Source organism: Salipiger sp. D13 (assembly GCF_003703915.1).
Taxonomy (GTDB): domain Bacteria; phylum Pseudomonadota; class Alphaproteobacteria; order Rhodobacterales; family Rhodobacteraceae; genus Salipiger; species Salipiger profundus.
In genome coordinates, this window is the sequence record NZ_RAPJ01000065.1 from 1 (window position 1) to 25,797 (window position 25,797).

General features: G+C 63.8%; 22 protein-coding genes and 3 pseudogenes. 5 read left to right on the forward strand and 20 right to left on the reverse strand.

The window, feature by feature from the left end:
* Nucleotides 1–5: 5 nt before the first annotated feature.
* The 11 genes and pseudogenes from D6860_RS24195 to D6860_RS24245 all read right to left on the reverse strand — a co-directional run.
* A pseudogene (locus D6860_RS24195) lies at nucleotides 6–260 on the reverse strand (IS110 family transposase); the annotation flags it as partial.
* A gap of 233 nt (nucleotides 261–493) precedes the next feature.
* On the reverse strand, nucleotides 494–1,408 hold the full coding sequence (locus tag D6860_RS24200; protein WP_076625913.1) for a 2-hydroxyacid dehydrogenase: 915 nt from the start codon (nucleotides 1,406–1,408) through the stop codon (nucleotides 494–496).
* A 52-nt stretch (nucleotides 1,409–1,460) separates the two neighbouring features.
* Nucleotides 1,461–2,768 carry an NAD(P)/FAD-dependent oxidoreductase gene (locus D6860_RS24205; protein WP_076625912.1) on the reverse strand — a complete coding sequence of 436 codons (1,308 nt, stop codon included), beginning with the start codon at nucleotides 2,766–2,768 and terminating at the stop codon, nucleotides 1,461–1,463.
* Nucleotides 2,765–3,781 (reverse strand): ABC transporter ATP-binding protein, encoded by a 1,017-nt coding sequence (locus D6860_RS24210; protein WP_076625911.1) that lies wholly within the window; start codon nucleotides 3,779–3,781, stop codon nucleotides 2,765–2,767. The genes D6860_RS24205 and D6860_RS24210 overlap by 4 nt, the downstream gene beginning before the upstream one ends.
* Entirely contained in the window at nucleotides 3,778–4,782 is a 1,005-nt protein-coding gene (locus D6860_RS24215) for an ABC transporter ATP-binding protein (RefSeq protein WP_076625910.1), read from the reverse strand. The genes D6860_RS24210 and D6860_RS24215 overlap by 4 nt, the downstream gene beginning before the upstream one ends.
* Complete coding sequence (locus D6860_RS24220) at nucleotides 4,779–5,666, reverse strand: ABC transporter permease (protein WP_076625909.1); 888 nt, start codon at nucleotides 5,664–5,666, stop codon at nucleotides 4,779–4,781. Before D6860_RS24220 ends, D6860_RS24215 begins: the two co-directional genes overlap by 4 nt.
* The gene (locus D6860_RS24225) at nucleotides 5,666–6,616 is read right to left on the reverse strand and encodes an ABC transporter permease (protein ID WP_076625908.1); all 951 of its coding nucleotides are present in this window, start codon (nucleotides 6,614–6,616) and stop codon (nucleotides 5,666–5,668) included. The genes D6860_RS24220 and D6860_RS24225 overlap by 1 nt, the downstream gene beginning before the upstream one ends.
* Nucleotides 6,617–6,677: 61 nt before the next feature.
* Entirely contained in the window at nucleotides 6,678–8,318 is a 1,641-nt protein-coding gene (locus D6860_RS24230; RefSeq protein ID WP_076625907.1) for a peptide ABC transporter substrate-binding protein, read from the reverse strand.
* Nucleotides 8,319–8,369: 51 nt separating this feature from the next.
* Nucleotides 8,370–9,707, reverse strand: coding sequence for an NAD(P)/FAD-dependent oxidoreductase (locus D6860_RS24235; RefSeq protein WP_076625906.1), 1,338 nt, complete (start codon nucleotides 9,705–9,707; stop codon nucleotides 8,370–8,372).
* A gap of 12 nt (nucleotides 9,708–9,719) precedes the next feature.
* A complete protein-coding gene (locus tag D6860_RS24240) occupies nucleotides 9,720–10,394 on the reverse strand; it encodes an SDR family NAD(P)-dependent oxidoreductase (protein ID WP_229743359.1) in 675 nt (224 codons plus the stop codon).
* Nucleotides 10,391–10,912 (reverse strand): MarR family winged helix-turn-helix transcriptional regulator, encoded by a 522-nt coding sequence (locus D6860_RS24245; RefSeq protein WP_076625905.1) that lies wholly within the window; start codon nucleotides 10,910–10,912, stop codon nucleotides 10,391–10,393. The genes D6860_RS24240 and D6860_RS24245 overlap by 4 nt, the downstream gene beginning before the upstream one ends.
* Nucleotides 10,913–11,575: 663 nt before the next feature.
* On the opposite strand from D6860_RS24245, the gene D6860_RS24250 reads away from it, so the two are divergent.
* The 5 genes from D6860_RS24250 to D6860_RS24270 all read left to right on the forward strand — a co-directional run bounded on the left by D6860_RS24250 (nucleotide 11,576) and on the right by D6860_RS24270 (nucleotide 20,004).
* On the forward strand, nucleotides 11,576–14,077 hold the full coding sequence (locus D6860_RS24250; RefSeq protein WP_076625904.1) for a calcium-binding protein: 2,502 nt from the start codon (nucleotides 11,576–11,578) through the stop codon (nucleotides 14,075–14,077).
* Between the two features lie 136 nt (nucleotides 14,078–14,213).
* Nucleotides 14,214–14,579: a hypothetical protein gene (locus D6860_RS24255; RefSeq protein WP_017469791.1), complete on the forward strand. Its 366-nt coding sequence runs from the start codon at nucleotides 14,214–14,216 to the stop codon at nucleotides 14,577–14,579.
* A 63-nt stretch (nucleotides 14,580–14,642) separates the two neighbouring features.
* Nucleotides 14,643–15,950, forward strand: a complete 1,308-nt coding sequence (locus D6860_RS24260; RefSeq protein WP_076625903.1) for a calcium-binding protein — start codon at nucleotides 14,643–14,645, stop codon at nucleotides 15,948–15,950.
* Nucleotides 15,951–16,140: 190 nt separating this feature from the next.
* Nucleotides 16,141–18,714: a M10 family metallopeptidase gene (locus tag D6860_RS24265; RefSeq protein WP_076625902.1), complete on the forward strand. Its 2,574-nt coding sequence runs from the start codon at nucleotides 16,141–16,143 to the stop codon at nucleotides 18,712–18,714.
* Nucleotides 18,715–19,314: 600 nt separating this feature from the next.
* On the forward strand, nucleotides 19,315–20,004 hold the full coding sequence (locus D6860_RS24270; RefSeq protein WP_076626002.1) for a sugar transferase: 690 nt from the start codon (nucleotides 19,315–19,317) through the stop codon (nucleotides 20,002–20,004).
* Nucleotides 20,005–20,023: 19 nt separating this feature from the next.
* On the opposite strand, the gene D6860_RS24275 is transcribed toward D6860_RS24270, so the two are convergent.
* The 9 genes and pseudogenes from D6860_RS24275 to D6860_RS24320 all read right to left on the reverse strand — a co-directional run.
* The gene (locus D6860_RS24275) at nucleotides 20,024–20,782 is read right to left on the reverse strand and encodes a metallophosphoesterase family protein (RefSeq protein WP_076625901.1); all 759 of its coding nucleotides are present in this window, start codon (nucleotides 20,780–20,782) and stop codon (nucleotides 20,024–20,026) included.
* A 62-nt stretch (nucleotides 20,783–20,844) separates the two neighbouring features.
* Nucleotides 20,845–20,991, reverse strand: a pseudogene (locus D6860_RS24280) (IS5/IS1182 family transposase); the annotation flags it as partial.
* Nucleotides 20,992–21,238: 247 nt separating this feature from the next.
* Complete coding sequence (locus D6860_RS26080; protein ID WP_076625900.1) at nucleotides 21,239–21,466, reverse strand: transposase; 228 nt, start codon at nucleotides 21,464–21,466, stop codon at nucleotides 21,239–21,241.
* A 27-nt stretch (nucleotides 21,467–21,493) separates the two neighbouring features.
* Nucleotides 21,494–21,790 carry a hypothetical protein gene (locus D6860_RS24295; RefSeq protein WP_076626001.1) on the reverse strand — a complete coding sequence of 99 codons (297 nt, stop codon included), beginning with the start codon at nucleotides 21,788–21,790 and terminating at the stop codon, nucleotides 21,494–21,496.
* Nucleotides 21,790–23,410, reverse strand: a pseudogene (locus tag D6860_RS24300) (IS66 family transposase). Before D6860_RS24300 ends, D6860_RS24295 begins: the two are co-directional and overlap by 1 nt.
* A 62-nt stretch (nucleotides 23,411–23,472) precedes the next feature.
* Nucleotides 23,473–23,766: an IS66 family insertion sequence element accessory protein TnpB gene (gene tnpB / locus D6860_RS24305; protein WP_076626000.1), complete on the reverse strand. Its 294-nt coding sequence runs from the start codon at nucleotides 23,764–23,766 to the stop codon at nucleotides 23,473–23,475.
* 50 nt (nucleotides 23,767–23,816) lie between these two features.
* Nucleotides 23,817–24,185, reverse strand: a complete 369-nt coding sequence (locus tag D6860_RS24310) for an IS66-like element accessory protein TnpA (RefSeq protein ID WP_076625898.1) — start codon at nucleotides 24,183–24,185, stop codon at nucleotides 23,817–23,819.
* Between the two features lie 292 nt (nucleotides 24,186–24,477).
* Complete coding sequence (locus D6860_RS24315) at nucleotides 24,478–25,494, reverse strand: NAD-dependent epimerase/dehydratase family protein (protein ID WP_076625897.1); 1,017 nt, start codon at nucleotides 25,492–25,494, stop codon at nucleotides 24,478–24,480.
* A partial coding sequence (locus tag D6860_RS24320; RefSeq protein WP_305794261.1) for a UDP binding domain-containing protein occupies nucleotides 25,494–25,797 on the reverse strand: 304 nt, incomplete at its 5' end. The genes D6860_RS24315 and D6860_RS24320, both read right to left, overlap by 1 nt.

Genomic DNA, 25,797 nt, shown 5'->3' on the forward strand with positions numbered 1-25,797 from the left:
CATTACTTCACGAACGGTTTCACATAGATCGGTGCGATCAATCGCACGTCATGACCGAGTTTCTCAAATTCACGGCCCCAACCGTGCGCCGTGGCGCAGGCTTCCATAGCAACAATGCATCTCGGGTGTTGGGTGAAGAACGCAAGCAACTGAGCTCGCGAAACCTTTTTACGGAATACGACGGATCCATCGACGCGCGCGCCGTGCAGATGAAATACGCGCTTTGCAAGATCGATCCCGATGATGGTAACTTCGGACATGGATGCTCTCTCCTTCTGTGATGTCTTCAGCAAACATCACCTTGGCACATTGTGATGCCGTCGGGAGGGGGCATCCATGCCATCAACAGAGCTGGCATTTTCCTCCAGCCAGCTGGGGCAGGATCATGCGTGTATCCTTGTTGGGAGGAGGATCATAGGCGGCCGAGATTTCCTCCGATTTTCGGAGCTGTTTTCAGGATATCTGTACAGACGGCAGGCTGAGGCGGATCGTGTCAGTAACCGCGGGAAAGATCGATTTCCCCGGGCAGGGACGCAGCGCACACGCGATGGGATCGAATGACACGCAGGGCATGTTCAGCACCCGGTCGGTAGTCGGTGGAGGCCGCAGCGTGCGGGGTCACGATGAGCTTCGGGTGCGTCCAGGCCCAGTGATCCTCCGGCAGCGGCTCGGGATCGGTCACGTCGATCATCGCCGAAGAGATCTGTCCGGTCTCGAGGGCCGCGCGCAGGTCGTCCATCCGAAGCTGACTGCCGCGCCCGGCGTGGACCAGCATCGCGCCTTCCGGGAGTTGACCGAACAGCTCCTGTCCCAGAATTCCGCGCGTGCTATCGGTCAGCGGCAACAGGCACACGAGGACATCGGATTGCTCGAGGAAGGCCGGCAGCGCATCGGCGCCGTACATCTCGACACCATATTCAGGCGTCCCGCTGCGCGACCACCCGAACATGGAAAACCCCAGCTCTCGCAAGGATACGGCCGCGAGACGACCAATCCGGCCCATGCCCATGATGCCGATGTTGCGGTTGCGAGAAGAGGGCACAGGAAGCGTATTCCAGAGGCCGCGGCGCGCCTGATCGAGATATATCGGCATGTCCCGGCAAAGCATCAGGCAAGCCATGACCACCCAGTCGCGGACCTTTTCCTCGATGTCCTGAGACAGGGTCCGGCAAAGGCGCAGGTGATCGGGCATGGGGATCAGATGGTCGACGCCCGCACCCGTCGAGATGACCACTTCGAGGTTGGGGAAGGTATCGAGGCTCACGTCTGGCTTCCAGCAGACGAGATACCGGATGTCCTCGGGGCGTTCCACGTTCTCGGAACCCGTGATCAGGGGTTCGTTTGCCGCGGCGAACACCTCTCGCCAGGCGGCGGCCCGGTTCTCCGGCCCCAGCAGGAGCGTCGTCATGCCTCACCCAGTCTTGTCATCGAAGTCAGTTTTCGGTCGTCAGAAGCACTTGCTACCACGGACGCATCTCCTCGCCGGATCGCCACTCGGTCAGACGGTCCCTGGCCTCGAAGCCGCGCAGGGCCAGCTGGGGCGCGAAGGCCATGTAAGCTGGCGCGCTGGAAAGCGTTTCGAGCGGCAGGGCAAGGTCATCGGCGGGGCGTTCGTTCGCCCAGTCGGAGAGAACTTGACCGACTGTATACCCGGTGGGAACGCCGCGCCCGGAGAGACCGGTCACAGCGACGGCATTGTCGTCCAGGTGGTAAAGCCGCGGGATCGTCCGGCTCTGCATGTCGAGCTCACCGGTCCAGAGACAATCCCATTCGAGCTGCTCAGGCAGGTCCGCGTGATGGAACCGCAGCCGGCGGCTCATGAGGTCCAGCATCTTCTCGCGGGTGGCAAACATGCGCGGGAACATGGACGCGACGATGCGGCCGAAGGCATCCCGCTTGTAGACCAGGATATTTCCTCGTCCATCGTGAGCAGTGACGTTCGATGGCAAGACACTGTCGGCCTCTGGCATCGGCTTGGTAGCGGCCACCATGACCCGCATGATCTTGAAGGTATCGGACAGCTTCGGCCAGCCGTCACGGGTGTAGGCGCCGGTGGTGTAGATGAGCTTTGTCGCCCGTACCGATCCGCGCGGGGTGGAGACCGTCCATCGACCGTGAGTTCGCTCCGCTTTCAGGACCGGCGATTTCACGTAGATCTCGGCTCCGTGTTTCCTTGCCGCAGTCGCCAGTCCGCGTGCCAGCCCCATCGGGTTGAGATGCGCACCGCCGGGGTGAAACCAGCCGCCATGCTGCCCGCGCATTCCGGTCAGGGCCGCGATTTCGTCCGCGTCCTTGACCTCCGTATTCTGGCCAACGGCGTTGTAGCTTTCCGCCTTGGCCCGGAGAGATGGCAGCTTTCCTGCAGTGGGCGCGGCCATCACGTAGCCGTTCTGCACCCACTCGCATGCGATGTCATGCTCCCGGATGATGTCGCCGATCCGATCAGAAGCGGTCGTCTGAAGGTGGATCAGTTTCTCGCCGCGAGACGAGCCCAGCAACTTTCGGATTTCGTCCAGGCTGTGGTGATGAAACGTCGGCGTGCAATGCCCGGCGTTCCGCCCAGAGCCGCCGAATCCGATTTCCTCTGCCTCGAGCACGACGATGCTCTTGCCCTCCCGGGAGAGCTGAAGGGCCGTGTGAAGTCCGCAGAAGCCACCGCCGACAATGCAGATGTCCGTCTCGACGATATCTGCCAGGTCAGCGACGAGGGTTGCCGGAGGAGCTGTCTTCGGCCAGAGGCAATTCGAAATCGGAGAGAAGCGTGTCATGCGGGCTCCTTCTGCTGCTGCGTTGCGGACGCAAGCGAAAGATCATCGCGAATGCAGGCGGCCTTGTGCCCGCTGGCGAACTCCCGAAGTTCTGGCGTGGTATGGGCACATTCCTCTAGTGCGTAGGGGCAACGCGTCCGGAACGGGCAGCCACTCGGGGGATTCAGCGGGCTGGGGATGTCCCCTTTGAGTACGATCCGCTGCCGGCGACTTTTCGTCTGCGGGGTAGGAGCAGCGGAGAGCAGGGCCTCGGTGTAGGGATGCTTTGGGCTGGTGAACAGCGCCCGAGTTGGTGCGAGTTCGACTACGCGACCGAGATACATGACGGCGACAAAATCCGAGACGTGCCCGACCACGGCCAGGTCATGGGTGATGAACAGCATGGTGAGTTCGAGATCGCGCTGCAGCCGCCCGAACAGGTTCAGAACCTGAGCCTGCACCGAGACGTCGAGCGCGGACACCACTTCGTCCGCCATGATGAAATCGGGATGGACCATCAGCGCTCTCGCGATGCCGATCCGCTGCCGCTGGCCGCCCGAGAACTCGTGCGGGAACCGATCCACGTACTGGCCTGGAAGCCCCACACGCTCCAGCATCTCCGCGGCGCGGTCCTTGCGCTGAGCGCCGTTCAGCTGGGACTCGTGAAATCTGAGCGGTACGCCGAGTGTTTCCGCCACGCTCATGCGCGGATTCAGACTGCTGAACGGGTCCTGAAAGACCATCTGCATCCGGCGCTTCAACCCGCGCAGCTCGGCCGGTGACGCCGTGGCCATGTCGATACCATCGAAGGTCATGGAACCGGCCGTCGGCTTTGTCAGCCCCATGACCGCTTGTCCGAATGTGGATTTGCCTGACCCGCTTTCACCCACGAGCCCAAGCACCGACCGCCGGGGGATTTCAATCGATATCCCGTCGACAGCCTTCACAACCTGACTCTTGCCGCCGAAGAGGCCCTTTCGGAGTGGAAAATGCTGCTTCAGGTCGCGTGTTTCGATAAGGGGCTTCTCGCTCATTCCGCAGCCTCCTGAAGGGTCTTCCAACGCTTGCAGCGCACGAGATGACCATCTCCTGCGTCTTCGATGGGCACGGGCGGCACATCGCATGTCCCCGCAAGCGCGTGCGTGCATCTGGGGTGAAACGAGCACCCGGCAGGACGGTTGTCGGGGTGGGGCACGAAGCCCTCGATGGATTCGAGGTCGCCATCCTTGAGGCCGGCCGTCTCGAGTTTCGGGACGGCTCGCATGAGGCCACTGGTGTAAGGCATCAGTGGGCGTTCCAGCACGGTCTCCGTGCTGCCTTCTTCCACCATCTCGCCGGCGTACATTACGATGGTCCGGTCGGCGATCTCCGCCACGACCCCGAAATCATGCGTGATGAAGAGCATGGCCATGCCCGTTTCTTCCTGAAGACGGTTCAGGAGTTCCAGGATCTGGGCCTGGACCGTCACGTCGAGAGCCGTCGTCGGCTCGTCCGCGATCAGGATGTCCGGCTCGAGTGCCAGGGCGATGGCGATCATGATCCGCTGCCGCATGCCGCCGGAAAGCTCATGGGGGTAAGTGCCGAGGCGGTGTTCCGCATCCGGAATACCAACTTGGTCGATGAGCTCGATGGCCCTGTCCCTGGCGGCCTTCTTTGACATACGGCGATGGCTTCGGATCGCCTCGATGATCTGATCACCAATTGTGTAGACCGGATTCAGCGAGGTCAGAGGTTCCTGGAAAATCATGGCGATCCGGTCGCCGCGAAGCCGACGCATGCGGGACTCGCTGAGCGACAGAAGATCGATGTTCTCGTCGGAATGCAGAACGATCTTTCCCCGGACGTTGGACTGGGACGGTGACAGTAGACGCATGATCCCGAGACTGGTCACCGATTTCCCGGATCCGCTCTCTCCAACAAGGGCCAGTGTCTTTCCGGCTTCGAGCGTGAAATTCACCTTGTGGACGACGGTCAGCTCGGAGCCTCCGGTCCCGAAACTGATTGTCAGATCCTCGACGGTCAGTACCTTGGTCATTGTGCGTCGCTCCGTGCGTCGAGGGCATCTCTCAGGCCATCGCCGATGAAGTTGAAGCTGGTCACGGCTGCGGTGATCGCGATCCCCGGAATGATCGCCAGCCAAGGCGCGGTATCCAAGAACTGCTGGGCGTTGTTGAGCATGTTACCCCAGCTCGGCATGGGCGGCTGGATCCCGTAGCCCAGAAAACTCACATAAGCTTCAAGCAGGATGGCCTTAGCGATGGTGAGGGTGGCAGCCACGATGATCGGCCCGATAGTGTTCGGAAGCAGTTCCCGGAACATGATCCACCGGTGAGAGGCGCCGCTGATGCGGGCCGCGGTGATGAAGTCCCGTTCGCGGAGAGACCGGATCTCAGCGGAGACGATGCGGGCCACCTCCATCCAGCTCGTCACCGCGATGATGAGCGTGATCATGAAGGCACTGGGCTCGAGGAATGCCGCCAGCGTCAGAAGCAGGAAGATCTGCGGAAAGCACAGGAAGGAGTCCGTCAGCCGCATGAGAACCGTGCCGGTCACCTTGCCGAAGTAGCCGGCGACCAGGCCGATGACGGTCCCGATCAGTGTGGACAGGATCATTGCGGCGATGCCGACCATCAGGGACACGCGCCCAGCCATGAACAGCCGGGCGGCGAGGTCGCGGCCCATCTCGTCGGTGCCCATGATGAAGGTATCCGTCAGGGGCGGGCTGAACCTGTCGCGAATGTTGATGTCAAGCATGTCGTGCGGCAGGAGCCAGGGCCCCACCACGCAAAGGATCCCGATGCCGACGATCATGACCAGACCGGTGATAGCCAGTCGATGCCTGATGAAACGCCGCAGTGTCCGATTTTCCAGGACCCTGATTTTCGATTTGGAAGAGATCTGCTCAGTCGCTGCAGCCATTATTCGAGCCTCACGCGTGGGTCGACGGTTGCGACCAGAATGTCGGCGATCAGGTTTCCAAGGAGAACGAAGATCGCGGTGAACATCAGAACGCCCATGATGACCGGGTAGTCGTTGTAGCCTAGGCTATCGAGGAACAGGCGGCCGATGCCGGGCCAGGTGAAGACCGTCTCGGTCACAAGCGCGCCGGACAGCAGCATTGGAAGCTGGATGCCCGCGAGCGTGATCATCGGAATGAGGGCATTCCGGACCACGTGGCGGTAGAGGACGCGCTGTCCGCTCAGGCCCTTGGCGCGAGCGGTACGTACGAAATCCTGACCGATGACGTCGAGCATCGCGGACCGCATGTAGCGAGACCAGATCGCGACGCTCACGAGGGCGAGGACCACCGACGGCATGACGAGATGGTGCGCGTAATCGAGGAAGCTCTCGTCGCCGATGCTGTACATGTTCCCGGACGGGAACCAGTCGAGCTGGAGTGAGAAGACATAGATCGCGACCAGGCCGAACCAGAAGGTGGGAATGCTCAAGGCGATCATGGCGCCGACGGTCGCGATGTAGTCCCAGGCCGAATATCGGCGGGTGGCTCCAAGAACGCCCACGAGTGTGCCCAGCCCGATGGAGATCACGCTCGAGCTCACCACGAGGAGGACGGTGGCGAACAGGTGCCCGGAAATCACCGACAGCACCGGTCGACCGTCGCGAAAGCTCTCGCCCCAGTCTCCGACGAGGAAGCTCGTGAACCAGTCCAGGTACTGGATGGGGATCGGGCGGTTGAGACCCATCCGCTCGGCGATTTGGTTGAGTTCCGCCTGCGTCATCCCTGGCGACAGGGCGTATTGCGAGAGCGGCCCGCCTGGCGCGAGATGAAGGATCGTGTATCCGATCAGTGAAACCAGGAACAGGAGCAGCAGACTGTGCCCCAGCCTGTGCAGGATAAACCGTGCCATGACTGTCTCCCCGTTGTTGTCAGCCCGGCCGACCCGGCCGGGCTGCTTTAGTGTCGAGGGATCAGACCCAGCGCCACTCGCCGACGTTCCAGGTCTCGATCCGCACGTTTACGTTGGGATCAAACCCTTCGAGGCCGGCCTTGTGACCACGCAGGTTCGCGTACTGGAAGATCGGCAGGAAGGGGAGATCCTCCCGGACGACTTCCTGGAGCTTGTTGTAGATGGTCTTGCGCTCTTCCTGCACGAACAGGCTGGCGCCTTCCTCGAGCAGCTCGTCGACCGCCTCGTTCTGGTATTGCCAGGTGTTCTGACCGGCGCCGCCCTGCGCGCTGATCGCGGTGGAGTGGAAGTAGTTCGACACGTCCGGGTCGGGGCCCGTGGTGTAGACAATGCCGACCATCGCGGTATCGAACTCGGACATCTGCCAGTACTCGCCCCACATGACGGCCGGCGGCAGGTTGGAGATCTCCATCTCGACGCCGATCTCGGCGAAGTCCTGCTGGATAAACTGCTGTGTTTGCTCGCGCACGCTATTGCCGGCCGTGGTCGAGTTCTTGAAGGCCAGGCGGACGCCATCCTTTACACGCACGCCGTCATCTCCCGGCACCCATCCGGCCTCGTCCAGGATCTGCTTGGCTTTCTCGAGATTGTACTCAGATTTCGGGAGGCCCTCGTGAAAGTAGGACGACCCCTTCGGCAGAAAGCTCTCCGTCGGCTCCGGAATTCCGTAGTAGATCGCGTCGATGATCGTGGTTTTATCGAGCGCGTAGTACAGCGCTTCGCGCACGGCCGGATCCTGGAATTGCGGCTTGCCCAGGTTGAAACTGATCGATTCCACGGTCGACGCCTGGGTAATGACGACCTCCCGGTCGTCCAGCTGCTTGGCTTGCTCAAACCGGTCGAACTGGATCCCTTGCAGACCGATCACGTCGATGTCGCCGGTCCGGAACTGCGTGTAGAGAACCGTCATGTCCGGAATGTACCGGAAGATGACCGTTTCCAAGTATGGACCGTCGCCCCACCAGTCGGGATTGGCATTCAGCTGGATGTAGTTGCCGGCGACCCGTTCTCCGAAGCTGAAGGCGCCGGTGCCCACGGGGCTGTTTCGGAAGTCCGTCTGGTTGGGGTCCTCGGCATCGGCCAGGATGTGTGCGGGAACGATGAAGGTCCAGGACAGGATCGACACGTATGGCGCGAAGGGCGACTCCATCTCCCAGGTGATCTCGTGATCGTTGACGACCTCGATGTTCCGCACAAGCTCGTGACCGGTCCGACGCATGGCGCTGAAGTTCGGGTCCTGTTGCAGCTCGATGGTGAACTTCACGTCTTCCGCAGTGAACGGCTCGCCATCATGCCAGGTCACTCCCTCACGGAGCTTGACGCGCCATTTCAGACCGTCTTCGGACACGCCACCGTTCTCGACGGTCGGAACTTCAGTGGCCAGGGCAGGGACGAAATCCCCGTCCGAGTTCACGGTGAAAAGCGGGTCGAACAGGTTGAAGTGAACGCCCTCGTCGACCTCGATATGCGGCATGTGGGGGTGCAGAACGGTGGGTTCCTGGGAGAACCCGATGATCACCTGCCCGGAAGCGTCCTGGGCAGCTAGGCGGCTGCCCGCGGCGCCGGACATGAGAAGCGTGAGGCCGGCAGTGCCGGTTTTCAGGAAGTTTCTTCTGTTGAGGTTGCACGTCTTCGACGTCATGGAACACTCCTTGTGGGTACGCTATTATTATTTTTCTTGGGATTGTCCCGATCAGTAGCCCAGATCGGGGGCGATCCGGCTTCCGTCAGTAAACCGCGAAAACCGGAATTCCTTGGGATCGACACGCGGCGTGCGACCCGTGACCAGGTCTGCCATCAGGCCGCCTGCGGCGGGTCCGATGCCGAACCCGTGTCCCGAGAAGCCCGTGGCCATGTAGAGGCCCGGTGTCGCTTTCACTTCAGAGATCACCGGGATGGCGTCGGGTGTGACATCAATGCACCCGGCCCACTTCTGTGCGACCTTCGCGTCCTTGAGCGCCGGGAAGGCGGCCGAGGCGTTGGCCAGCAGCGAATTCACCATTTTTGGGGACGGGATCGGGTCGAAGATCCGGTTTTCGTCTTCCTCGAACGGCGTGACCTCGCTGGAGGACCATTTTTTTGCGCGCCGTGCCTCCCGCAGGAACTGCTCGCTGATCCTGAAGTGAAGCTCGCGCCCCTGCATCTTCAGAGCGCGCAGGTACTTCGCGGCATAGCGGAACGAGTTCGGAACGATGTCGACGGTCGTTCCCGCGCCGCGAGAGATGGTATACCCGCCGTCCTCGCGTTTCCGGATCGCGAAATCGTTCGTCCAGGTCGCTTCCTTTGGTCCGCCCTCGATGGGCTCTGTGCGCAGGACGTGGCTGACGACGCCCAATGCCGGAAGGTCGATCCCCATGTTCCCGGCGAAGAGGTTGGACCAAGCGCCGCCCGCCAGAACCACGCTGGAACAGCGGATCGGACCGCGTTCGGTGACGACGCCGGAAACCCGACCGCCCTCCGTCTCGACGGTCCTGACGGCGCATTTCGTGAGGATATGGGCGCCGCGATCTCTCGCGGCCTCGGCGATGGCCGGCGCCGCCTTCTGGGGTTCAGCTCGCCCGTCTGCCGGCGTGTGAAGGGCGCCGGCACCGGTCAGCTGGCTTCCCGGATTGAGGTCGCGCATCTCCTGGGGACTCAGGATCTCGCTCTTGATCTGGAATGGCTCAAGGTGCCTTTTCCAGTTGCGATAGTTCTCGACCATCTTTTCGTTCTTGCAGACGAACGTGATGCCCGTCGTGCGGTAGCCGGTCGAACGTCCCAGGCGCTCGTCGATGGTCTTCCACAGGCGGAGAGACTCCGCCATCAGAGGGATTTCGCGGGGGTCACGCCGGGTGATGCGCACCCATCCCCAGTTGCGGCTCGATTGCTCGTGCCCGATGCCGCCCTTCTCGCAAACGGCGACACTGTATCCGGCTTCGGCAAGCTCCAAAGCTGTGGAGGAACCTATGATGCCGCCGCCTATGACAACGACATCGACTTTTTCAGGAAGTTCCGGATCGCCCTGAACATGAACTGGCGTGGGGCCGGGCATTAAAACAACTCCTCAAGTTGGCAGTTTACCGAGAGTTCGGCGACCGATGCGGTGTTGGGAAGCTCGATGGCCGTGCGGATAAGCTCTGCGAGGTCGCTCGCCTGCGTCATCTCGACCGGGTCGGTCTCGGTGATTGCCCTGGCCATGTCGGTATTGACGAAGCCCTGGCATTATGGCGGTCGCGCGGATGCCGTGCTCCCTACCGGTTTGGCGAAAGCCGTGAACCAGAACGACTGCGGCATGTTTGGTGAGCGCGTAGGACGAGGGGGCGGAAGACTTCACGCGCTTTCCCGAGAGGGAGGCCAGTACCGCGACTCGTCCCTGGCCGCTCTGCTTGAGCGGCTCCCAGGCTGCGCTGAGCCGGCGCGGCGACTTGACGTTGACCTCCCACATCGCGTCCAGCGTTTCGTCGTCGATCTCGACGATCTCCTTGGGCGTCATGATCCCGGCACAACATGCGACGGCGTCGATCCCGCCAAACCTGTCCAGTGCAGCCTGCACCCAGGCCTGTTCGTCGGCCTGGCGCGCGTCATGCTGAACGACCTGCTGACGGGAGAGCTCGGGCGCGACGTCCTCAGTGCCCCACAGGCCCAGCGACAGGGACCAGTCATTCTGTTGGAGTGTTCGCGCAACGGCGAGGCCGATGCCGCGAGAGGCGCCGGATTCAAGTGCGACGCGGGCAATCATGGGGTTCGTGCCTCGATGATTTTCTTGTAGATACTTTTGGTTATCCGGAGAAGTTCATCCCGGTCCTCCTTTGGGACATCGACAAAGAAGTCTTTCGACTGCTGCTTCACGATGCCCCGGACTGTCTCGGCGAGCTCATGGCCGGCGTCGGTGATGTACAGGCCGGAAGCGCGGCGTTCGTCGGGGGATTCGACCTTTTCGACGAGGCCGTTCTTCAACATGTGACCGACGATCCGGCTGACGCTCGGGCGGTCCCTGAGCGTTGCCTGGGCGATGGCCGATGGCCGGATTCCAGGATGACTGTCGATTAGCAGCAAGGCCGTGATCTTGCCCGTTCCTCGGGCGACCTCGAGGTTCTCCAGGCGAGCATCGAGATCAACCGACAAGGCGTAATTGACGGACCGAACATAGAAGCTGAGGAGATCCTCGAGGCAGTCGAGGTCTTCGATGCCAAGCGATTTCAGGCTTTCGCTCGGCCTGCCGTCTGAGGCTTTCGAGGAGGGTGAGTCGGTCGTCATACCGCAACTTCACGCCACAATGGTTGCGATTCGCAACAGTTGTCTTAGATAACTCTATTCAGGCTGAGATGCGCTGGTACGAAAAGCCAGATTTTGTGCGTGACGTTGCGATGTTTGATCGGGCGGAGGGCGAAGCTTCTGCACAATCGTCTTCGTGACGACCTCACAGATCGCGGACTAACTCCGAGAGGATATCAGGTGCCGGCGTCCGAGGTCTTCACCCCAGTAGATCGAAGGCCACCCATGCATTTAGCATTCAACCCGGACCACTCGCTGGGGTCACCGGCGTTGGCCGGACGATGCAAAGGCTCGCGGAGTTGCAGTGCCCCTGGCGCCAAGAGCGGCCTTGAATGCGGTCACCGGTCGGTATGGCTCAAAATCTCGACGCGGTTCAGATCACGCTCGCTCATCAGCACCAATCCCACGGTCCACTCCAATCCTGTCTGACACAGGGGAAGTGTGACACTTCTGTTTTGCAGATGTGGGACACTCTAACTTTGCGCTTACAACCAATTATCGTATAATGAAGTTTATGTAAAAATTTATGAATATTTCCGAAACTTCTTGATCGCGGAAATCCCGCTTTCTACACATGGAAGGCCGCTTACCCCGCGGAAACAAGGGGCAGCATTTGAACATAATGAATTACGATGAAGGGCCGACATGCTTATTCAACTCTTTGGCGACACGACGGATTTCCTGTACCGAACGTTCTACAGCGCGGCTGACGAGGGCATCGACGCCTCGGTGATTTCCAGCAGCTCCGGCGAATTGATCGTCGAGAACGACGAAAGCGGCTATCGCGCCATCTTCACCGGCTCCGGCCTGTCGAACCCCGAGGTCTCGCTGACCGGCAGCTTCACCTCACTGGAAATCCTGAACGACAGCGGCGACACCGTCGCGCTGTTCTCGGATTTCACCTGGAGCTTCGAGGATTTCATCCTCGCGCTGATCGCCGACTACGAGGACGGCAACTCCGCCCCGCTCGAGGCGCTGCTGAACATGCAGCCGATCACCCTCGACGCCTCGGCCTCGAGCCTGGCGATCGACGCGCCGCTCGAGGGGCTTGCGACCGACACCACCCAGATCGGCTCGGACTTCGATGACCTGCTCGTGGGCGGCAGCGGCGCCGACGATATCCACGGCGGCGACGGCGACGATTCGCTCTTCGGCGAAAGCGGCAACGACAGCCTCTACGGCGGCAACGGTTCGGACGAGCTCTTCGGCGGCGCGGGCAGCGACTACATCAACCCCGGTGCCAACACGGACTACGATTTCATCCTCGGCGGCGCCGGCAACGACACCATCGACTTCGGCGATGCCGAGACCGGCTTCTACGACCTGTGGTACGGCGATCTCGGCGGCAATGTCGCGGTGACCATCGACGGCGCGGCGGGCACCGGCAGCGTCAACAAGTTCGGCCTCGGCACCGACACGCTGCTCGACGTCGACAACGTCCTCGACGAGACAATGACCGACGGCCTCGGGCTCTACGGCAGCGACGGCAACGACAGCTTCGACATCACCACCGCCGACGGGCAGTGGGTGTCGGTCCGCGGCCGCGCCGGCAACGACGCCTTCATCGTCTCGGGTGACGGCGCCGTGCGGCTCGACTACCGCGGCGCCGATCACGGCATCGTCGCCAACCTCGCCACCGGGGTCATCTCGGACGACGGCTACGGCGACACCGACACGCTCACCGGCGCGATCTGGGAACTGCGCGGCACCGATTACGCCGATGACATCACCGGCAGCGCCAGCGACGAGAGCTTCATCCTGCGCGCCGGCGACGACACGCTCGACGGCGGCGCCGGCTTCGACCGGGTGCGCTACGACCGCTCGGGCTACGACTGGGTCGACGTGAACCTCGCCGCCGGCACCGCCACCGTCTCGTGGGAGGGCACGGTCTACGACCAGGAGCTGAGCAACATCGAGTGGGTGCGCGGCTCTGACGGCGACGACACGATCACCGGCGACGCCGGGGCCAACCGGATCGACGGCCGCGACGGCGACGACCAGATGAACGGCGGCGGCGGCAGCGACACCTTCCAGGGCAGCGCGGGCGACGACACCATCAACGGCGGCGCCGGCGTCGACCACGTCTGGTACGATGTCGCCTACGCCGATGCCACGATCACCGCGACCGGCAGCGGCTGGGAGATCACCATCGACGGCGAGACCGACACGCTCACCAACATCGAGTGGCTGGGCTTCAGCGACCAGACGGTCAACATCGGCGGGCTCGACACGATCTACGGCACCCCTGGCTTCGACATCCTCGAGGGCACCGAGGAGAGCGACATCATCGACGGGCTCGCGGCCAACGACTTCATCGACGGGCTCGGCGGCGACGACACGATCTACGGCGGCCAGGGCAACGACTCGCTGCTCGGCCGGGCCGGCGACGACGTCATCCTCGGCGGCAACAACCACGACAACATCGCGCTGCACGAGGGCGACGATTACGCCGACGGCGGGCTCGGCAACGACTCCATCGGCGGCGGCGACGGCAACGACACGCTCTACGGCGGCTCCGGCAACGACGTGATCGGCGGCGGCACCGACGACGACTTCATCGACGCCGGCGACGACCAGGACGCGGCCTCGGGCGGCTACGGCGCCGACACCGTGATGGGCGGCGGCGGGGACGACACGCTCGCCGGCAGCTTCGGCCACGACTACGTCGACGGCGGCAGCGGCGACGACTCCATGGGCGGCGGTCTCGGCAACGACACGCTGGTGGGCCTGAGCGGCGACGACACCATCGGCGCCGGCGAGGGCGACGACCAGGTGTTCGGCGGCACCGGCAACGACTTCCTCGCCGGGGCCGAGGGCAACGACACGATCTTCGGCGGCACCGGTGCCGACACGATCAACAGCGGCGCCGGCGACGACGTGCTCTACGGCGGCTCCTTCGACGACCAGGCCGACGGCGCGACGGACATATTCGTCTTCAACGATTTGATTGGTGACGGGAACGACTCGGTATATGGTTTCGAGGACGGCATCGACCTGATCCGCCTCGCGGGGGTCGGTCCGGGGGCGCTTTCGATCACCAATGTCGACGGTGGCGCCCAGGTCGAGGTCGGGGACACCGGCTTCACCCTCTATGTCGACGGCATGACCGCCGGCACGCTCACAGCCGACGACTTTGTCTTCGTCTGACCCGAGCCTTTCCGGCCCCCCGTGCGCGGGGTGCCGGACAGATTTTCGAAAGGTCATTGCCATGTCCCGACGCCTTCGCCTTGCTGCAGTGCTCTGCGCCGCAGGGCTGGCGTCCGCCACCGGAGGAGAGCACGCCATGGCCGGAACCTCCCCCACCCCGATCCTGCACTACACCTGCCCCGAAAGCGGGCTGGAAGATCCGCAGGCGCTCTGCGAGGCACTGCGCCTCGCGCTGAGCGAAATCGCCCCCGGCCACGAGCTGCGCCGGGCGGACAGCATGCCCGGAACGGCACCGGAATCCGGCAGTCTCAACCTGTCGCTGCAACTCGACCGCGTGGATGCGCACGGGCTCACCGCGCATCTGCTGTGGCAGGGCAGCACCGATTCCGCCCCCGTTACCGGCCCCGAGGCCACGATCGGCGTCATGGACGCCGAGCTGGCGCCGCGGATGTACCCGCGGTTCACTCGCGCGCTGCTGAAAATCAGCGCGCTCCCACTGTAACCCTTTAACCTGAAAACACTTTTCCAAAATCCATATTCGGCAGACCCAGAGGAGGACACGTCCATGTCGACCCATGCATCCTATACCGAGACCACCGACGCCCCGGCGGATACCAGCACCCCTTACACCATCTCGAGCGGCGACACCTTCAGCGGCACCATCGACTACTTCGGTGACTACGACTGGGTCGCGATCTACCTGACCGCCGGCGTGGAATACACCATCTCGCTGACCGGCTCCGACAGCGGCGACGGCACTCTCGGCGACCCCTACGTCTGGCTCTACGACGACGGTGGCTTCGAGATCGACCACGATGACGACGGCGGTTTCGGCTACGATTCCCTGCTGACCTACACCGCCGACTACACCGGCTGGTATTACATCGAGGCCGACGCCTTCAGCGACGCCTACACCGGCACCTACCTGATGTCGGTCACCTCGGCGGGCACGCCCGGGTCCTACATCCTCGGCACCAACGGCTTCGACATCCTAAGCGGCACCAGCGGTGACGACACCATCGACGGGCTCGCCGCCAACGACTTCCTCGACGGGCTCGAGGGCGACGATGTCATCTACGGCGGCCAGGGCAACGACTCGCTGCTCGGCCGCGAGGGCGACGACACCGTCTACGGTGGCGACAACCACGACAACATCGCCCTGCACGAAGGTGACGACTACGCCGAGGGCGGCCTCGGCAACGACTCCATCGGCGGCAGCGACGGCTACGACACCATCTACGGCGGCTCCGGCAACGACGTGATCGGCGGCGGCGCCGACGACGACGAGATCTATGCTGGCGACGACCAGGACCGTGTCGGCGGCGGTGACGGCAACGACTACATCGACGGCGGCGCCGGTGACGACACCATGGGCGGCAGCGGCGGCGACGACTACGTCGACGGCTGGACCGGCGACGACAGCCTCGGCGGCGGCGCGGGCAACGACACCATCCTCGGCTACGACGGCAACGACGCGGTCGGCGCCGGTGACGGCAATGACGTGGTCGACGGCGAGAACGGCAACGACTTCCTTGCCGGTGGCAACGGCGACGACACCATCTACGGCGGTGATGGCTATGACACCATCAACGCCGGAGACGGCGACGACGTCATGTACGGCGGCTACGACGGTGGCGACGGCTACAGCGACGTGTTCGTCTTCAACGACTTCAACTGGGGCGAATACGACGAGATCCGGGACTTCGAGGACGGCGTCGACCTGATCCGCCTGAGCGGCGTGTCGCCGAGCGACCTGAGCTTCGACGACACCGAGTACGGCGTCGAGGTGACGGTCGGCGACACCGGCCACGTGATCTACGTCGAGGGCATGGACAGCACCACCCTCACCAGCGCCGACTTCTACTTCGTCTGAGCACCTCGGGGGGCCGGGAACGGCCCCCCTTTCGCATCGCGGCGGGCGGGCCCCGGGAGGGGCCCTGCCCCTTTGCCCACGCGCCCTGCCCCGCTTTTTCGCGTGACGTGCAAACCCTTCCCAAGCTATATTTTTTCCGTCGGCCCACCGGTCCGCCACGGGCCCCATTTTCGATGACAAAAGGCTTTCCATGACCTCTCTTGCGCGCCAGCCCGGCCCCGCCTTCAGCGCCACCCTCGCCGAGATCCCCGAGACCGCGGACGCGCCCGAAAGCACCGCCACCCCCTATGCCATCGAAGTCGGCGACAGCTTCCTCGGCACGCTCGCGACCACCGGCGACCGCGACTGGATCGCCGTCGAGCTGCAGGCCGGCACCGCCTACACGATCTCGCTCAGCGGTGTCTCGAGCGGCGGCGGCAGCCTCGTCGACCCCTATCTCTCCCTGCTCGACGCCACCGGCGCGGTAGTGGCCGAGGACGACGACGGCGGCCGGAGCTACGATTCCGCGCTGAGCTTCACCGCGAGCGTGACCGGCACCTACTACATCGAGGCCGCCGCCTATGCCGACGATTACGCCGGCACCTACACCGCGAGCCTGAACCAGGTCGTGGTCGAGACCTCCGACGCGCCGGAAAACGCCGGCACGCCCTACACCATCGGGGTCGGCGACAGCTTCGAGGGCACGCTCGACACCGTCGGCGACCGCGACTGGATCGCCATCGAGCTGACCGAGGGCCAGCTCTACACGTTTTCCATGCAGGGCGCGCCGAGCGGCGTGGGCACGCTCGAGGACCCGTTTCTCTACCTCTACGACGCCAGCGGCGACCTGGTGGCGCAGAACGACGACGGCGGCACGGACTACGAGTCGCTGCTGGGCTACATCGCCGAGACCAGCGGCACCTATTACATCGAGGCCGCCGCCTATGGTGACGGCTACGCCGGCAGCTACCTGATCCAGAGCGCCGAGAGCGAACCCGCCGAGCCGGGCACGCTGGACGAGCTCGCCACCTACCTGACCGAGGGCTACTGGATCGACAACGGCGAGACGCCGCGCGCCTTCGACACGGCGTCGAGCAACCAGATCACCGTCGACATCACCAGCCTCGGCGCCGACGGTCAACAGCTCGCCCGCTGGGCCTTCGAAGCCTGGGAGATGGTCGCCGACCTCGAATTCGTCGAGATCGCCGGCGGCAGTGCCGACATCACCTTCGACAACAGCGACTGGGGCGCCTACTCGGATTCCATCGTCTCGGGCGGCGAGATCATCAGTTCGACCGTGAACGTCTCGACCGACTGGCTCGCGACCTACGGCACCACGATCGACAGCTACAGTTTCCTCACCTACGTGCACGAGATCGGCCACGCGCTGGGGCTCGGCCACCAGGGCAACTACAACGGCGACGCGAGCTATGGCGTCGACGAGACCTTCTCGAACGACAGCTGGCAGCTCTCGCTGATGTCCTACTTCAGCCAGGACGACAACACCTCGGTCGAGGCCAGCTTCGCCTATCTCGCCGGGGCGATGATGGTCGACATCCTCGCCATCCAGTCGCTCTACGGCGCCCCCGACGCCGCCAGCCAGACCGCCGGCAACACCGTCTGGGGCGAGGGCAGCACGCTCGGCGGCTACCTCGGCGCGGTCATGGACGTTCTGTTCGACGGCGGTAGCGCCCTCGACCTCTACGGCGATCCGCTGGCCTTCACGCTCTACGACCGGAACGGGCACGACCTGGTCGACCTGTCCTCCTCGGACGCCGACCAGCGGATCGACCTGCGCGAGGAAAGCCTCTCGGACATCGAGGGCGGCATCGGCAACCTCGCCATCGCCCGCGGCACGGTGATCGAGGATCTCTTCACCGGCGCTGGCGACGACACGCTCACCGGCAACGCCGCGACCAACCGGATCGAGGCCGGCGCGGGCCACGACATGATCGACGGCGGCGACGCCAGCGACTTCCTCGACGGCGGCACCGGCAACGACACGCTCTACGGCGGTCAGGGCAACGACTCGCTGCTCGGGCGCGAGGGCGACGACTGGGTCGACGGTGGCGACAACCACGACAACATCGCCCTGCACGGGGGCGACGATTACGCGCTCGGCCGCGAGGGCAACGACTCCATCGGCGGCGGCGACGGCGACGACACGCTCTACGGCAACACCGGCAACGACGTGATCGGCGGCGGCACGGGCGACGACTACGTCAACGCGGGCGCCGACCAGGACGCCGCCTCGGGCGGCTACGGCGCCGACACGGTGCTGGGCGGTGCCGGCGACGACACACTGGCCGGCAGCTACGGCAACGACAGCGTCGACGGCGGGGTCGGCGACGACAACATGGGCGGCGGCACCGGGCGCGACACGCTCACCGGCGGCGACGGCAACGACAGCATCGGCGCGGGCGACGACGATGACGTGCTCGCGGGCGAGGCCGGCCACGATTTCCTTGCCGGCGGCGCGGGCGACGACACGATCGGCGGCGGCACCGGGTCGGACACGCTGAATGGCGGCAGCGGCAGCGACCTGCTGCAGGGTGGCGGCGGCGCGGATCTCTTCGTCTTCAACGATCTCGGCGCGGGCGAGACCGACGTGATCGAGGATTTCGAGAACGGCACTGATCTCATCCGGATCTCGGGCACGGCGCCTGCCGACCTGAGCTTCGAGACGGTCTCGGGCGGCGTCGCGATCGGGATCGACGGCTTCACCATCCTCGTCGAAGGCGTGACCACGGCCGAGCTGACCACGGGCGATATCATTTTCGTCTGAGGTGTTGGGCGGCCCGGCGTCGAACAACCCAGGATTGATTCTCAGCCTCTCCGACTCACTTTCGCGTTCCCGGCCCGCCCGGGCACGCGGATCCGCTTGCACGACCGGTCATAATTTATGCAGCCGGGCGATTTCTGGTTGAAGGAAATGCAGCCGCTCGGAAAAAGAGCGTCAAATTCCGCGACATTTCCCGACACCATCTGCGCGCACTCGGCAGCACGAGGCCTCTGCGTCCTCTGCGGCACGGCACGTTAAAGGCTTTTCAGATGCCCTTTCGACAACTCCAGGTTGCCCATAGTCCCTTGACTTCTCTAGAAAAACCCTGCCGCCAAGCGAAACCTGGCCGAAACCCCCGCAACCTGTCCGCAGCCCCTTTACGGGAATTGCCCCTGTCCTACCTGCGCAGCGGTCGCGAAAGTTTCGCGCTTGCAGAAACTAGACAGTAAACAAATGATTAACTATACACGGGAAAAGCGAATTGGACCGGATGGCTTAACCTTCCCGTCAATGAATATAACCGCCGACGATATAACGTTTTGAATTGCCGGTCTTCACCGAAGACGCCCCCTGCTTTACTTTAGCGGAGATGATCCCATGACGATGCTCGATGCCGGAGCCACTCTGAACGAGACGAGCCATCTTTTCTCGCGCCGCATGGCCTACCGGCGCGAGGCGCGCAAGTTCTATGCCCGTTTCACCAAGCGTGTCGTCGACCTCGTCTTCGCGCTGCTGCTGATGCCGGTGCTGCTGCCGGTGATCACGCTGCTTTGGGTGCTTACCCGCCTCGACGGCGGCCCCGGCTTCTTTGGCCATCGCCGCATCGGCAAGAACGGCAAGGTGTTCCGCTGCTGGAAGATCCGCACCATGATGCCCAACGCCGAGGAGCGTCTCGTCAGCTATCTCGCCGAGAACCCGGCGGCGGCCGAGGAATGGGCCCGCGACCATAAGCTTACCAATGATCCGCGCATCACGAAGATCGGCCACTTCCTGCGTGCGACCAGCCTCGACGAGCTGCCGCAGATCTGGAACGTGCTGACCGGCGAGATGAGCTTCGTCGGCCCCCGCCCGGTGGTCCGCGCCGAGATGCGCAAGTACGGCCACGGCCGCACCGCCTACCTGACCATGAAGCCGGGCATCACCGGGCTCTGGCAGGTCTCGGGCCGCAACGACGTGAGCTACGCCGAACGCGTCGCGATGGACATCGAATACCTCCAGACCGTGTCGCTGGTGACCGACTGCACGCTCATCGCCAAGACCGCTGGCTCGGTGATGAACCGCACCGGGCGCTGAGCCCGGCGCAGGGCTCGGCTCAGGTCGAAAGGAACTGCACCTTTCCCGTCTCGACCAGGGCCGCCGTCAGGCGGCCCGTTGCATAGGCGCCGGTGTCGACCGGGATCCGGCCGCTCTCGGGCCGAGGATGGTCGGTGATGGTATGGCCATGCACGACCCACGTTCCGTCGTTGCGGGGTGTGCTCTCGAACTCCGGATGCCCCCAGAGCAGGCTCCGGTCGCTCTGCTCTTCCGGCGGACGCATCGGATCCGCCCCGGCATGGCAGACCATCACGTTGCCTGTCTGCCAGCGGGTCGGCAGCGCGCGCAGCCAATGCTCGATGTCCGCACTGACCGCCTCGCGCAGGCGATCCCGCGTTTCGAGCCATCGCGTTTCCGGCGCCGTCTGCGGCACGCCCTGCAGGCCATAGCTCGCAAGGGTCTGCAGCCCGCCGTAGCGCAGCCAGCGCGGCCCGGTGCCCTGCGGGTCGTCGAGAAAATCGAGCAGCATCTGGTCATGGTTGCCCTTGAGGCAGATCATCATCTCCTCGCCCGCGTCAGCCTGCATCCGGAAAAGCCGGCGCAGCACCTCGGCGCTGTCATCGCCGCGGTCGACGTAGTCGCCGACCAGAACCAGTCGGGCCTCAGAAGGGGCCAGTTCCTCGAGGCTGGACAGCAATTTCCGGAAAAGAGAATCGCAACCATGGAGATCACCGATTGCGAAGAACGGCACCTCCGGGCGGAGCGGAGCATCGAAAATGGGCTTCAGGGTCTTCTTTTTTCGGAAGCGGAAAATCATGAAGGTGAGGTAGTCCGAAACCGTATTTCTGCCAATGTATTTTAGTGAGCTAGGGTCAGGTTTCATAACCAGTAGATGACGAGAGCCGCGAGCGCGATGCCAGAGAGAAACACCTCGGGGCAGCAGTCATAACGCATCGCGACACGCCGCCAATCCTTGGGCCTGCCAAACATGATCTCGGTACGACTGCGCCGCTTGTATCTCCGCTTGTAGGCTTCTGACACAGAACGTCCCGTGCCATGGCGGATAGGCCAGAAACGCCCTTCCTCATATCTGTGGCGCCGCAGGCAAGGTAGATCCGCACGCCCGTTCCCGGGCCGATCATGCCGCCTCGACGGCCCGGATCAGCCGCGTCAGAGCTTCTCCGTCCATGCCGCTGTAGAAGCTCAAACATCTCCCTTTGGCCAATCGCAACTCCACCGGAGCCGATCTGGTTGACGTGAACGCTGGAGCCGCCTACTCTGGCCGATCGACGGGAAGGAAGTAAGCGCCGTGACTGGGCGACCAGAGACCATTTTGCTTCAGGTCCCGCCGCCACCCGCAAATCTGAGAGCGTGTCACCTCGTAGCGCTGAGCGACTTGGGTCACCGTCGCCTCGTCAGCACCAACCGCCAGAACGATCTCGAGCTTTTCGTCGTCACTCCACCGTCGGCATCGCTCAACGCTCAGAGCTTCGTCCAGCATGACCCTTCCATCGTAACGGCCCGATAGCTACCGCAGTGGCTGGTCTTTGACGCGTGCGATGATGTCAGGCTCGCCGACGAAGTCCTCAAGGAAGCGGTGCCATTCCTCGACAGAGACCCGGGCTGACAGGAGCATGTCGCGGAGTTCGTCGATGCCCTGGTCCGTCAGAGCGGTAAGGTATTCCTCGCGACCGGTCTGGACGCTGACAATGCTGCCGTAGGCGAGGTTATCGTCGGTGCTGAGGATGGCCTCGAGAAGATCCGGGTCTTCTCCGAGCACGCGGGCGACATGACTGATCGTGCAGACATAGGTCGTGGCAGCCATCAGGCCGCCGTGCTGTGCGTCTGCCCCGCCGGCTTCCATTGCCAGGGCAGCAGTTCGTCGAGCTGGTTGATCTTGTGATCGTGGATGCGGTCGAGGACATCAGCGAGCCAGGCTTGCGGGTCCAGGCCGCTCATCTTGGCGGTCTCGATCAGGGTCATGGCCCGGGCCAGTGTCTCCCCGCCGCTGTCGGATCCTGCGAAGAGCCAGTTCTTCCGGCCGATCCCGATCGGACGCATCGCACGCTCGGCCGGGTTGTTGTCGATCCCGATGCGTCCGTCCTCGAGGAACAGTTCGAATGACGGCCAGCGGGAGAGCCCGTAGCGGAAGGCCTTCGCGAGATCGCCCTTGCCCGGGATGCGCGCCAGCTGGGCCTCGGCCCATGCCTTGAAGGCATCGACCTGGGGGCGGGAGTGTTGCTCCCGTGCGGCCTTGCGCAGCTCGGCGGGCTGACCGGCGATCCGCCGTTCGACATCGTAGAGCTTGCCGATCCGATCCAGCGCCTCCCGCGCGATCTCGGACTTCGTGGCCTCCCAGACATCGTGGAAGTCGCGCCGCAGATGTGCCCAGCAGGCCGCCTCGCGGAACTGGCTGCTGCCGTCCGCGCGGCGCTGCGTAGAGCTGGCCAAAGCCCGCATAGGCGTCCGCCTGGAGGATACCGCTGCTGTTTTGCAGGTGATAACGGGGATGCTCGCCTTTCCGGTCCGGTGAGAAGCGGTAGACCACGCCGGGCGGAGCGGTCCCCGACCAGGGCCTCTGGTCCGAGACATAGGCCCAGACCCGCCCCTGCTTCACCCCCTTGCCGAGACCGCGGTCCCGGCGGGAGCGGTCCAGGACGCGGATCGGCGTGTCGTCCGCATGCAGGACCGGTGCCGCCATGACCTCGGCCTCGATCCTTTCGATGATCGGCGCGAGCACCTTCATTGCCCGGCCGCACCAGTCCAGCAGCGTACTGTCGGGCACGTCCGCGCCCATGCGCGCGTAGATCTCGCTCTGGCGATAGAGCGGAACGTGGTCATCGAACTTGGAGACCAGAACATGCGCCAACAGACCCGGCCCGGCCATGCTGCCGGGGATCGGGCGGCTCGGGGCGGCGGGCTGCACCATTCGCTCGCAGCGGCGGCAGGACTTCTTCACCCGCGCGATCTCGATGACCTTCATCTGCGCGGCGACCATGTCGAGAAGCTCGCTCACATCCTCGCCGACCACGCGGAGGTCGCCGCCGCAATCAGGGCAGCAGGTGCCGGGGTCGAGTTCGCGTCGCTCCCGCGGGGTCTCGTCGGAGACCCGGGGCCTGCGGCGGAGCTTCACCTCGGCGGGTCCGGCATCGGCGGCGGGAGCTTCGGCATCATCTTCGCCAGCCGGTTCATTACGCTGCTCGGCAACCGCTATCAGCAGGTCTTCCAGCGCCAGCTCGAGCTGGGCGATCTCCCGTTCGATCTTCTCCGAGGACTTGCCGAAGGCCTGCTTCTGCAGCCTGGCGATCCGCAGGCGCAGCGCCTGGACCAGCTGTTCGTGGGCCTGGAGCGTGGCCGACATGCGCGCATTCTCCGCCTGAAGCGCGGCGATCATCGCCTTCAGAACGGTGGGGTCATCGGTGAGAATGTCGGCGTCTACGGACATGCCGACAGATACCACGCCGTGTCGTCAAAATCCAATAAAACAAGGGGAATCAGAGTGATAAATCACCCCACCCGTGCTGGCGGCGCACCCCAGTCCGGACGCCGCCAGTCGATCCCCTCCCAGAGCATGGCCAGCTGTGCCGACGTCAGCCGGGCGATACCAGCCTCGGTGTTGGGCCAGGGGAAACGACCGCGTTCGAGCACCTTGTAGTAGAGGCAGAAGCCCTGCCCATCCCAGTAAAGCAGCTTCAAACGATCACCTCGGCGCCCCCGGAACGCAAAGACCGCGCCGCTCGTCGGCTTCTGGCGCAGGACATCCTGGGCCATGGTCGACAGCCCCGCGATGCCCTTTCTCATGTCGGTGGCACCGCAGGCGAGGTAGACCCGGACCCCCGTGCCGGGCCCGATCACGCTGCCTCCACCGCCCGGATCAACCGGGTCAGCGCCTCTTCATCGATGCTGCTGTCGAACCTCAGGCAGCGGCCGTTGCTTAGCCGCAGTTCGACCGGAACTGGCCGCGCCGGCGCGGGCGCGCTTTCCGGTTCCGGGTGCCCGCTGAAATCCACCGGCAGGAAAACAGCCCCGCGATCCGGCGACCATAGGCCCTTCTTCTTCAGATCACGCCGCCAGCCGTAAATCTGGGAGCGTGTGATCTCGTGGCGCTGCGCCACCTGCGTAACCGAGGCACCGCTGAGACCGACTTCCGACAGGATCTCCAGCTTCTCGTCTTCGCTCCACCGCCGGCGCCGTTCGACACCCAGAACCTCGCCCAGCATGGCCGCTCCCCTATAAGACACGTCGCTAACGACGTCGTTATGCACGTGTCTTACCTCGGAACTCCTCAATCAGGCAGGCGGCTTCAATCGGGTGATTACCTTCCATCTAAGACACGTCGCAAAGAACCTCGTTAAGCACGTGTCTTAGATCAGGTCGCTTCCAACCGGCAGGCGCGTCAACCGGTCGGTTACGACATATGCGCGTCGATCAACCAGAAAAGATTGCTCATATCACCGCTCCTTTTCGGGGCTGTGAATCACGCAGTGCCATAGAAATCAATGCACCCTGACCCTAGCTCACATAATAGTCGCGGTACCATTCCACGAAGCGCGCCACGCCCTCGGGCACGGCGGTCTTCGGGCGATATCCCGTCAGATCGTTCAGCAGACCCGCGTCCGCCCAGGTCGCCGGCACGTCGCCCGGCTGCATCGGCATCAGGTTCTGCTCCGCCTCGATACCCGTGGCGGCCTCGATCGCGGCGATGAAGTCGGTCAGCTGCACGGCGTCGGAATTGCCGATGTTGACCACCCGGTGCGGCGCCACCGGAGACAGGCTGTCGCCCTCGGGCACCACGCCATCGTCGGGCCGTTCCGGCACCGCGTCCATCAGCAGCCGGATCCCCTCGACGAGATCGTCGATGTAGGTGAAATCGCGTTTCATGTCGCCGTGGTTGTAGACGTCGATGGGCTTGCCCTCGAGGATCGCCTTGGTGAACTTGAACAATGCCATGTCCGGCCGTCCCCAGGGCCCGTAGACGGTGAAGAACCGGAACATGGTGATCGGCAGGCAAAAGAGATGCGCGTAGCTGTGCGCCATATTCTCGGTCGACTTCTTGGTCGCCGCGTAGAACGACATCTGGTGATCGGCCTTTTCGGTCTCCTTGTAGGGCATCTCGGTGTTGGCACCGAAGGCCGAGGAGGTCGAGGCCAGCAGCATGTGCTTCGGCGGGTGCGCCCGGGCGGCCTCAAGGATCTCGAATGTGCCGACGATGTTGCTCTCGAGATAGGCGCGCGGGTTCTCGATCGAATAGCGCACCCCTGCCTGGGCGGCGAGATGCACCACGTAGTCGGGCGCGTGCTCCTCGAAAAGCCCCATGATGACGCCCGGCGTCTCGATGCTTTCGTTGACGATGGTGAAGCCGGGGTTCTGCGACAGCATCGCCTGGCGCCGCTGCTTCAGGGCAACGTCGTAGTAGTCCGACAGGTTGTCGATCCCCACAACACCAAAGCCGTCGGCCAGCAGACGCTGGCAGAGATGGAAACCGATGAAGCCCGAGGCTCCAGTGACAAGAACGGTTTGCTGGGTCATCAGTCGGCTCCGAACAGGTCGCGGGTGAAGACCTTGTCCGCGACGTCGCGGATGTCGTCGGTCAGGCGGTTTGCGACGATGAGGTCGGCTTCGGCCTTGAAGGCCTCGAGGTCGTTGACCACGCGGCTGCGGAAGAAGTCGGACTCGTCCAGCACCGGCTCATGGACGATCACCTCGACGCCCTTGGCCTTCAGCCGCTTCATGATCCCCTGAATCGAGCTCTGGCGGAAATTGTCCGAGCCGGCCTTCATCACCAGCCGGTAGACGCCCACCACCTTGGGCCCGCGCATCAGGATCTGATCG

Excerpts from the sequence above, each read along its gene's own strand:
- D6860_RS24205 (WP_076625912.1), bottom strand. The coding sequence starts at position 2,768 with ATGACACGCTTCTCTCCGATTTCGAATTGCCTCTGGCCGAAGACAGCT.
- D6860_RS24295 (WP_076626001.1), bottom strand. The coding sequence starts at position 21,790 with ATGGCTGCCACGACCTATGTCTGCACGATCAGTCATGTCGCCCGCGTG.
- tnpB (WP_076626000.1), bottom strand. The coding sequence starts at position 23,766 with ATGAGAAAGGGCATCGCGGGGCTGTCGACCATGGCCCAGGATGTCCTG.
- D6860_RS24215 (WP_076625910.1), bottom strand. The coding sequence starts at position 4,782 with ATGACCAAGGTACTGACCGTCGAGGATCTGACAATCAGTTTCGGGACC.
- D6860_RS24265 (WP_076625902.1), top strand. The coding sequence starts at position 16,141 with ATGACCTCTCTTGCGCGCCAGCCCGGCCCCGCCTTCAGCGCCACCCTC.
- D6860_RS24230 (WP_076625907.1), bottom strand. The coding sequence starts at position 8,318 with ATGACGTCGAAGACGTGCAACCTCAACAGAAGAAACTTCCTGAAAACC.
- D6860_RS24255 (WP_017469791.1), top strand. The coding sequence starts at position 14,214 with ATGGCCGGAACCTCCCCCACCCCGATCCTGCACTACACCTGCCCCGAA.
- D6860_RS24270 (WP_076626002.1), top strand. The coding sequence starts at position 19,315 with ATGCTCGATGCCGGAGCCACTCTGAACGAGACGAGCCATCTTTTCTCG.
- D6860_RS24225 (WP_076625908.1), bottom strand. The coding sequence starts at position 6,616 with ATGGCACGGTTTATCCTGCACAGGCTGGGGCACAGTCTGCTGCTCCTG.
- D6860_RS24275 (WP_076625901.1), bottom strand. The coding sequence starts at position 20,782 with ATGATTTTCCGCTTCCGAAAAAAGAAGACCCTGAAGCCCATTTTCGAT.
- D6860_RS26080 (WP_076625900.1), bottom strand. The coding sequence starts at position 21,466 with ATGCTGGACGAAGCTCTGAGCGTTGAGCGATGCCGACGGTGGAGTGAC.
- D6860_RS24210 (WP_076625911.1), bottom strand. The coding sequence starts at position 3,781 with ATGAGCGAGAAGCCCCTTATCGAAACACGCGACCTGAAGCAGCATTTT.
- D6860_RS24310 (WP_076625898.1), bottom strand. The coding sequence starts at position 24,185 with ATGCTGGGCGAGGTTCTGGGTGTCGAACGGCGCCGGCGGTGGAGCGAA.
- D6860_RS24235 (WP_076625906.1), bottom strand. The coding sequence starts at position 9,707 with ATGCCCGGCCCCACGCCAGTTCATGTTCAGGGCGATCCGGAACTTCCT.
- D6860_RS24220 (WP_076625909.1), bottom strand. The coding sequence starts at position 5,666 with ATGGCTGCAGCGACTGAGCAGATCTCTTCCAAATCGAAAATCAGGGTC.
- D6860_RS24315 (WP_076625897.1), bottom strand. The coding sequence starts at position 25,494 with ATGACCCAGCAAACCGTTCTTGTCACTGGAGCCTCGGGCTTCATCGGT.
- D6860_RS24250 (WP_076625904.1), top strand. The coding sequence starts at position 11,576 with ATGCTTATTCAACTCTTTGGCGACACGACGGATTTCCTGTACCGAACG.
- D6860_RS24240 (WP_229743359.1), bottom strand. The coding sequence starts at position 10,394 with ATGATTGCCCGCGTCGCACTTGAATCCGGCGCCTCTCGCGGCATCGGC.
- D6860_RS24245 (WP_076625905.1), bottom strand. The coding sequence starts at position 10,912 with ATGACGACCGACTCACCCTCCTCGAAAGCCTCAGACGGCAGGCCGAGC.
- D6860_RS24200 (WP_076625913.1), bottom strand. The coding sequence starts at position 1,408 with ATGACGACGCTCCTGCTGGGGCCGGAGAACCGGGCCGCCGCCTGGCGA.
- D6860_RS24260 (WP_076625903.1), top strand. The coding sequence starts at position 14,643 with ATGTCGACCCATGCATCCTATACCGAGACCACCGACGCCCCGGCGGAT.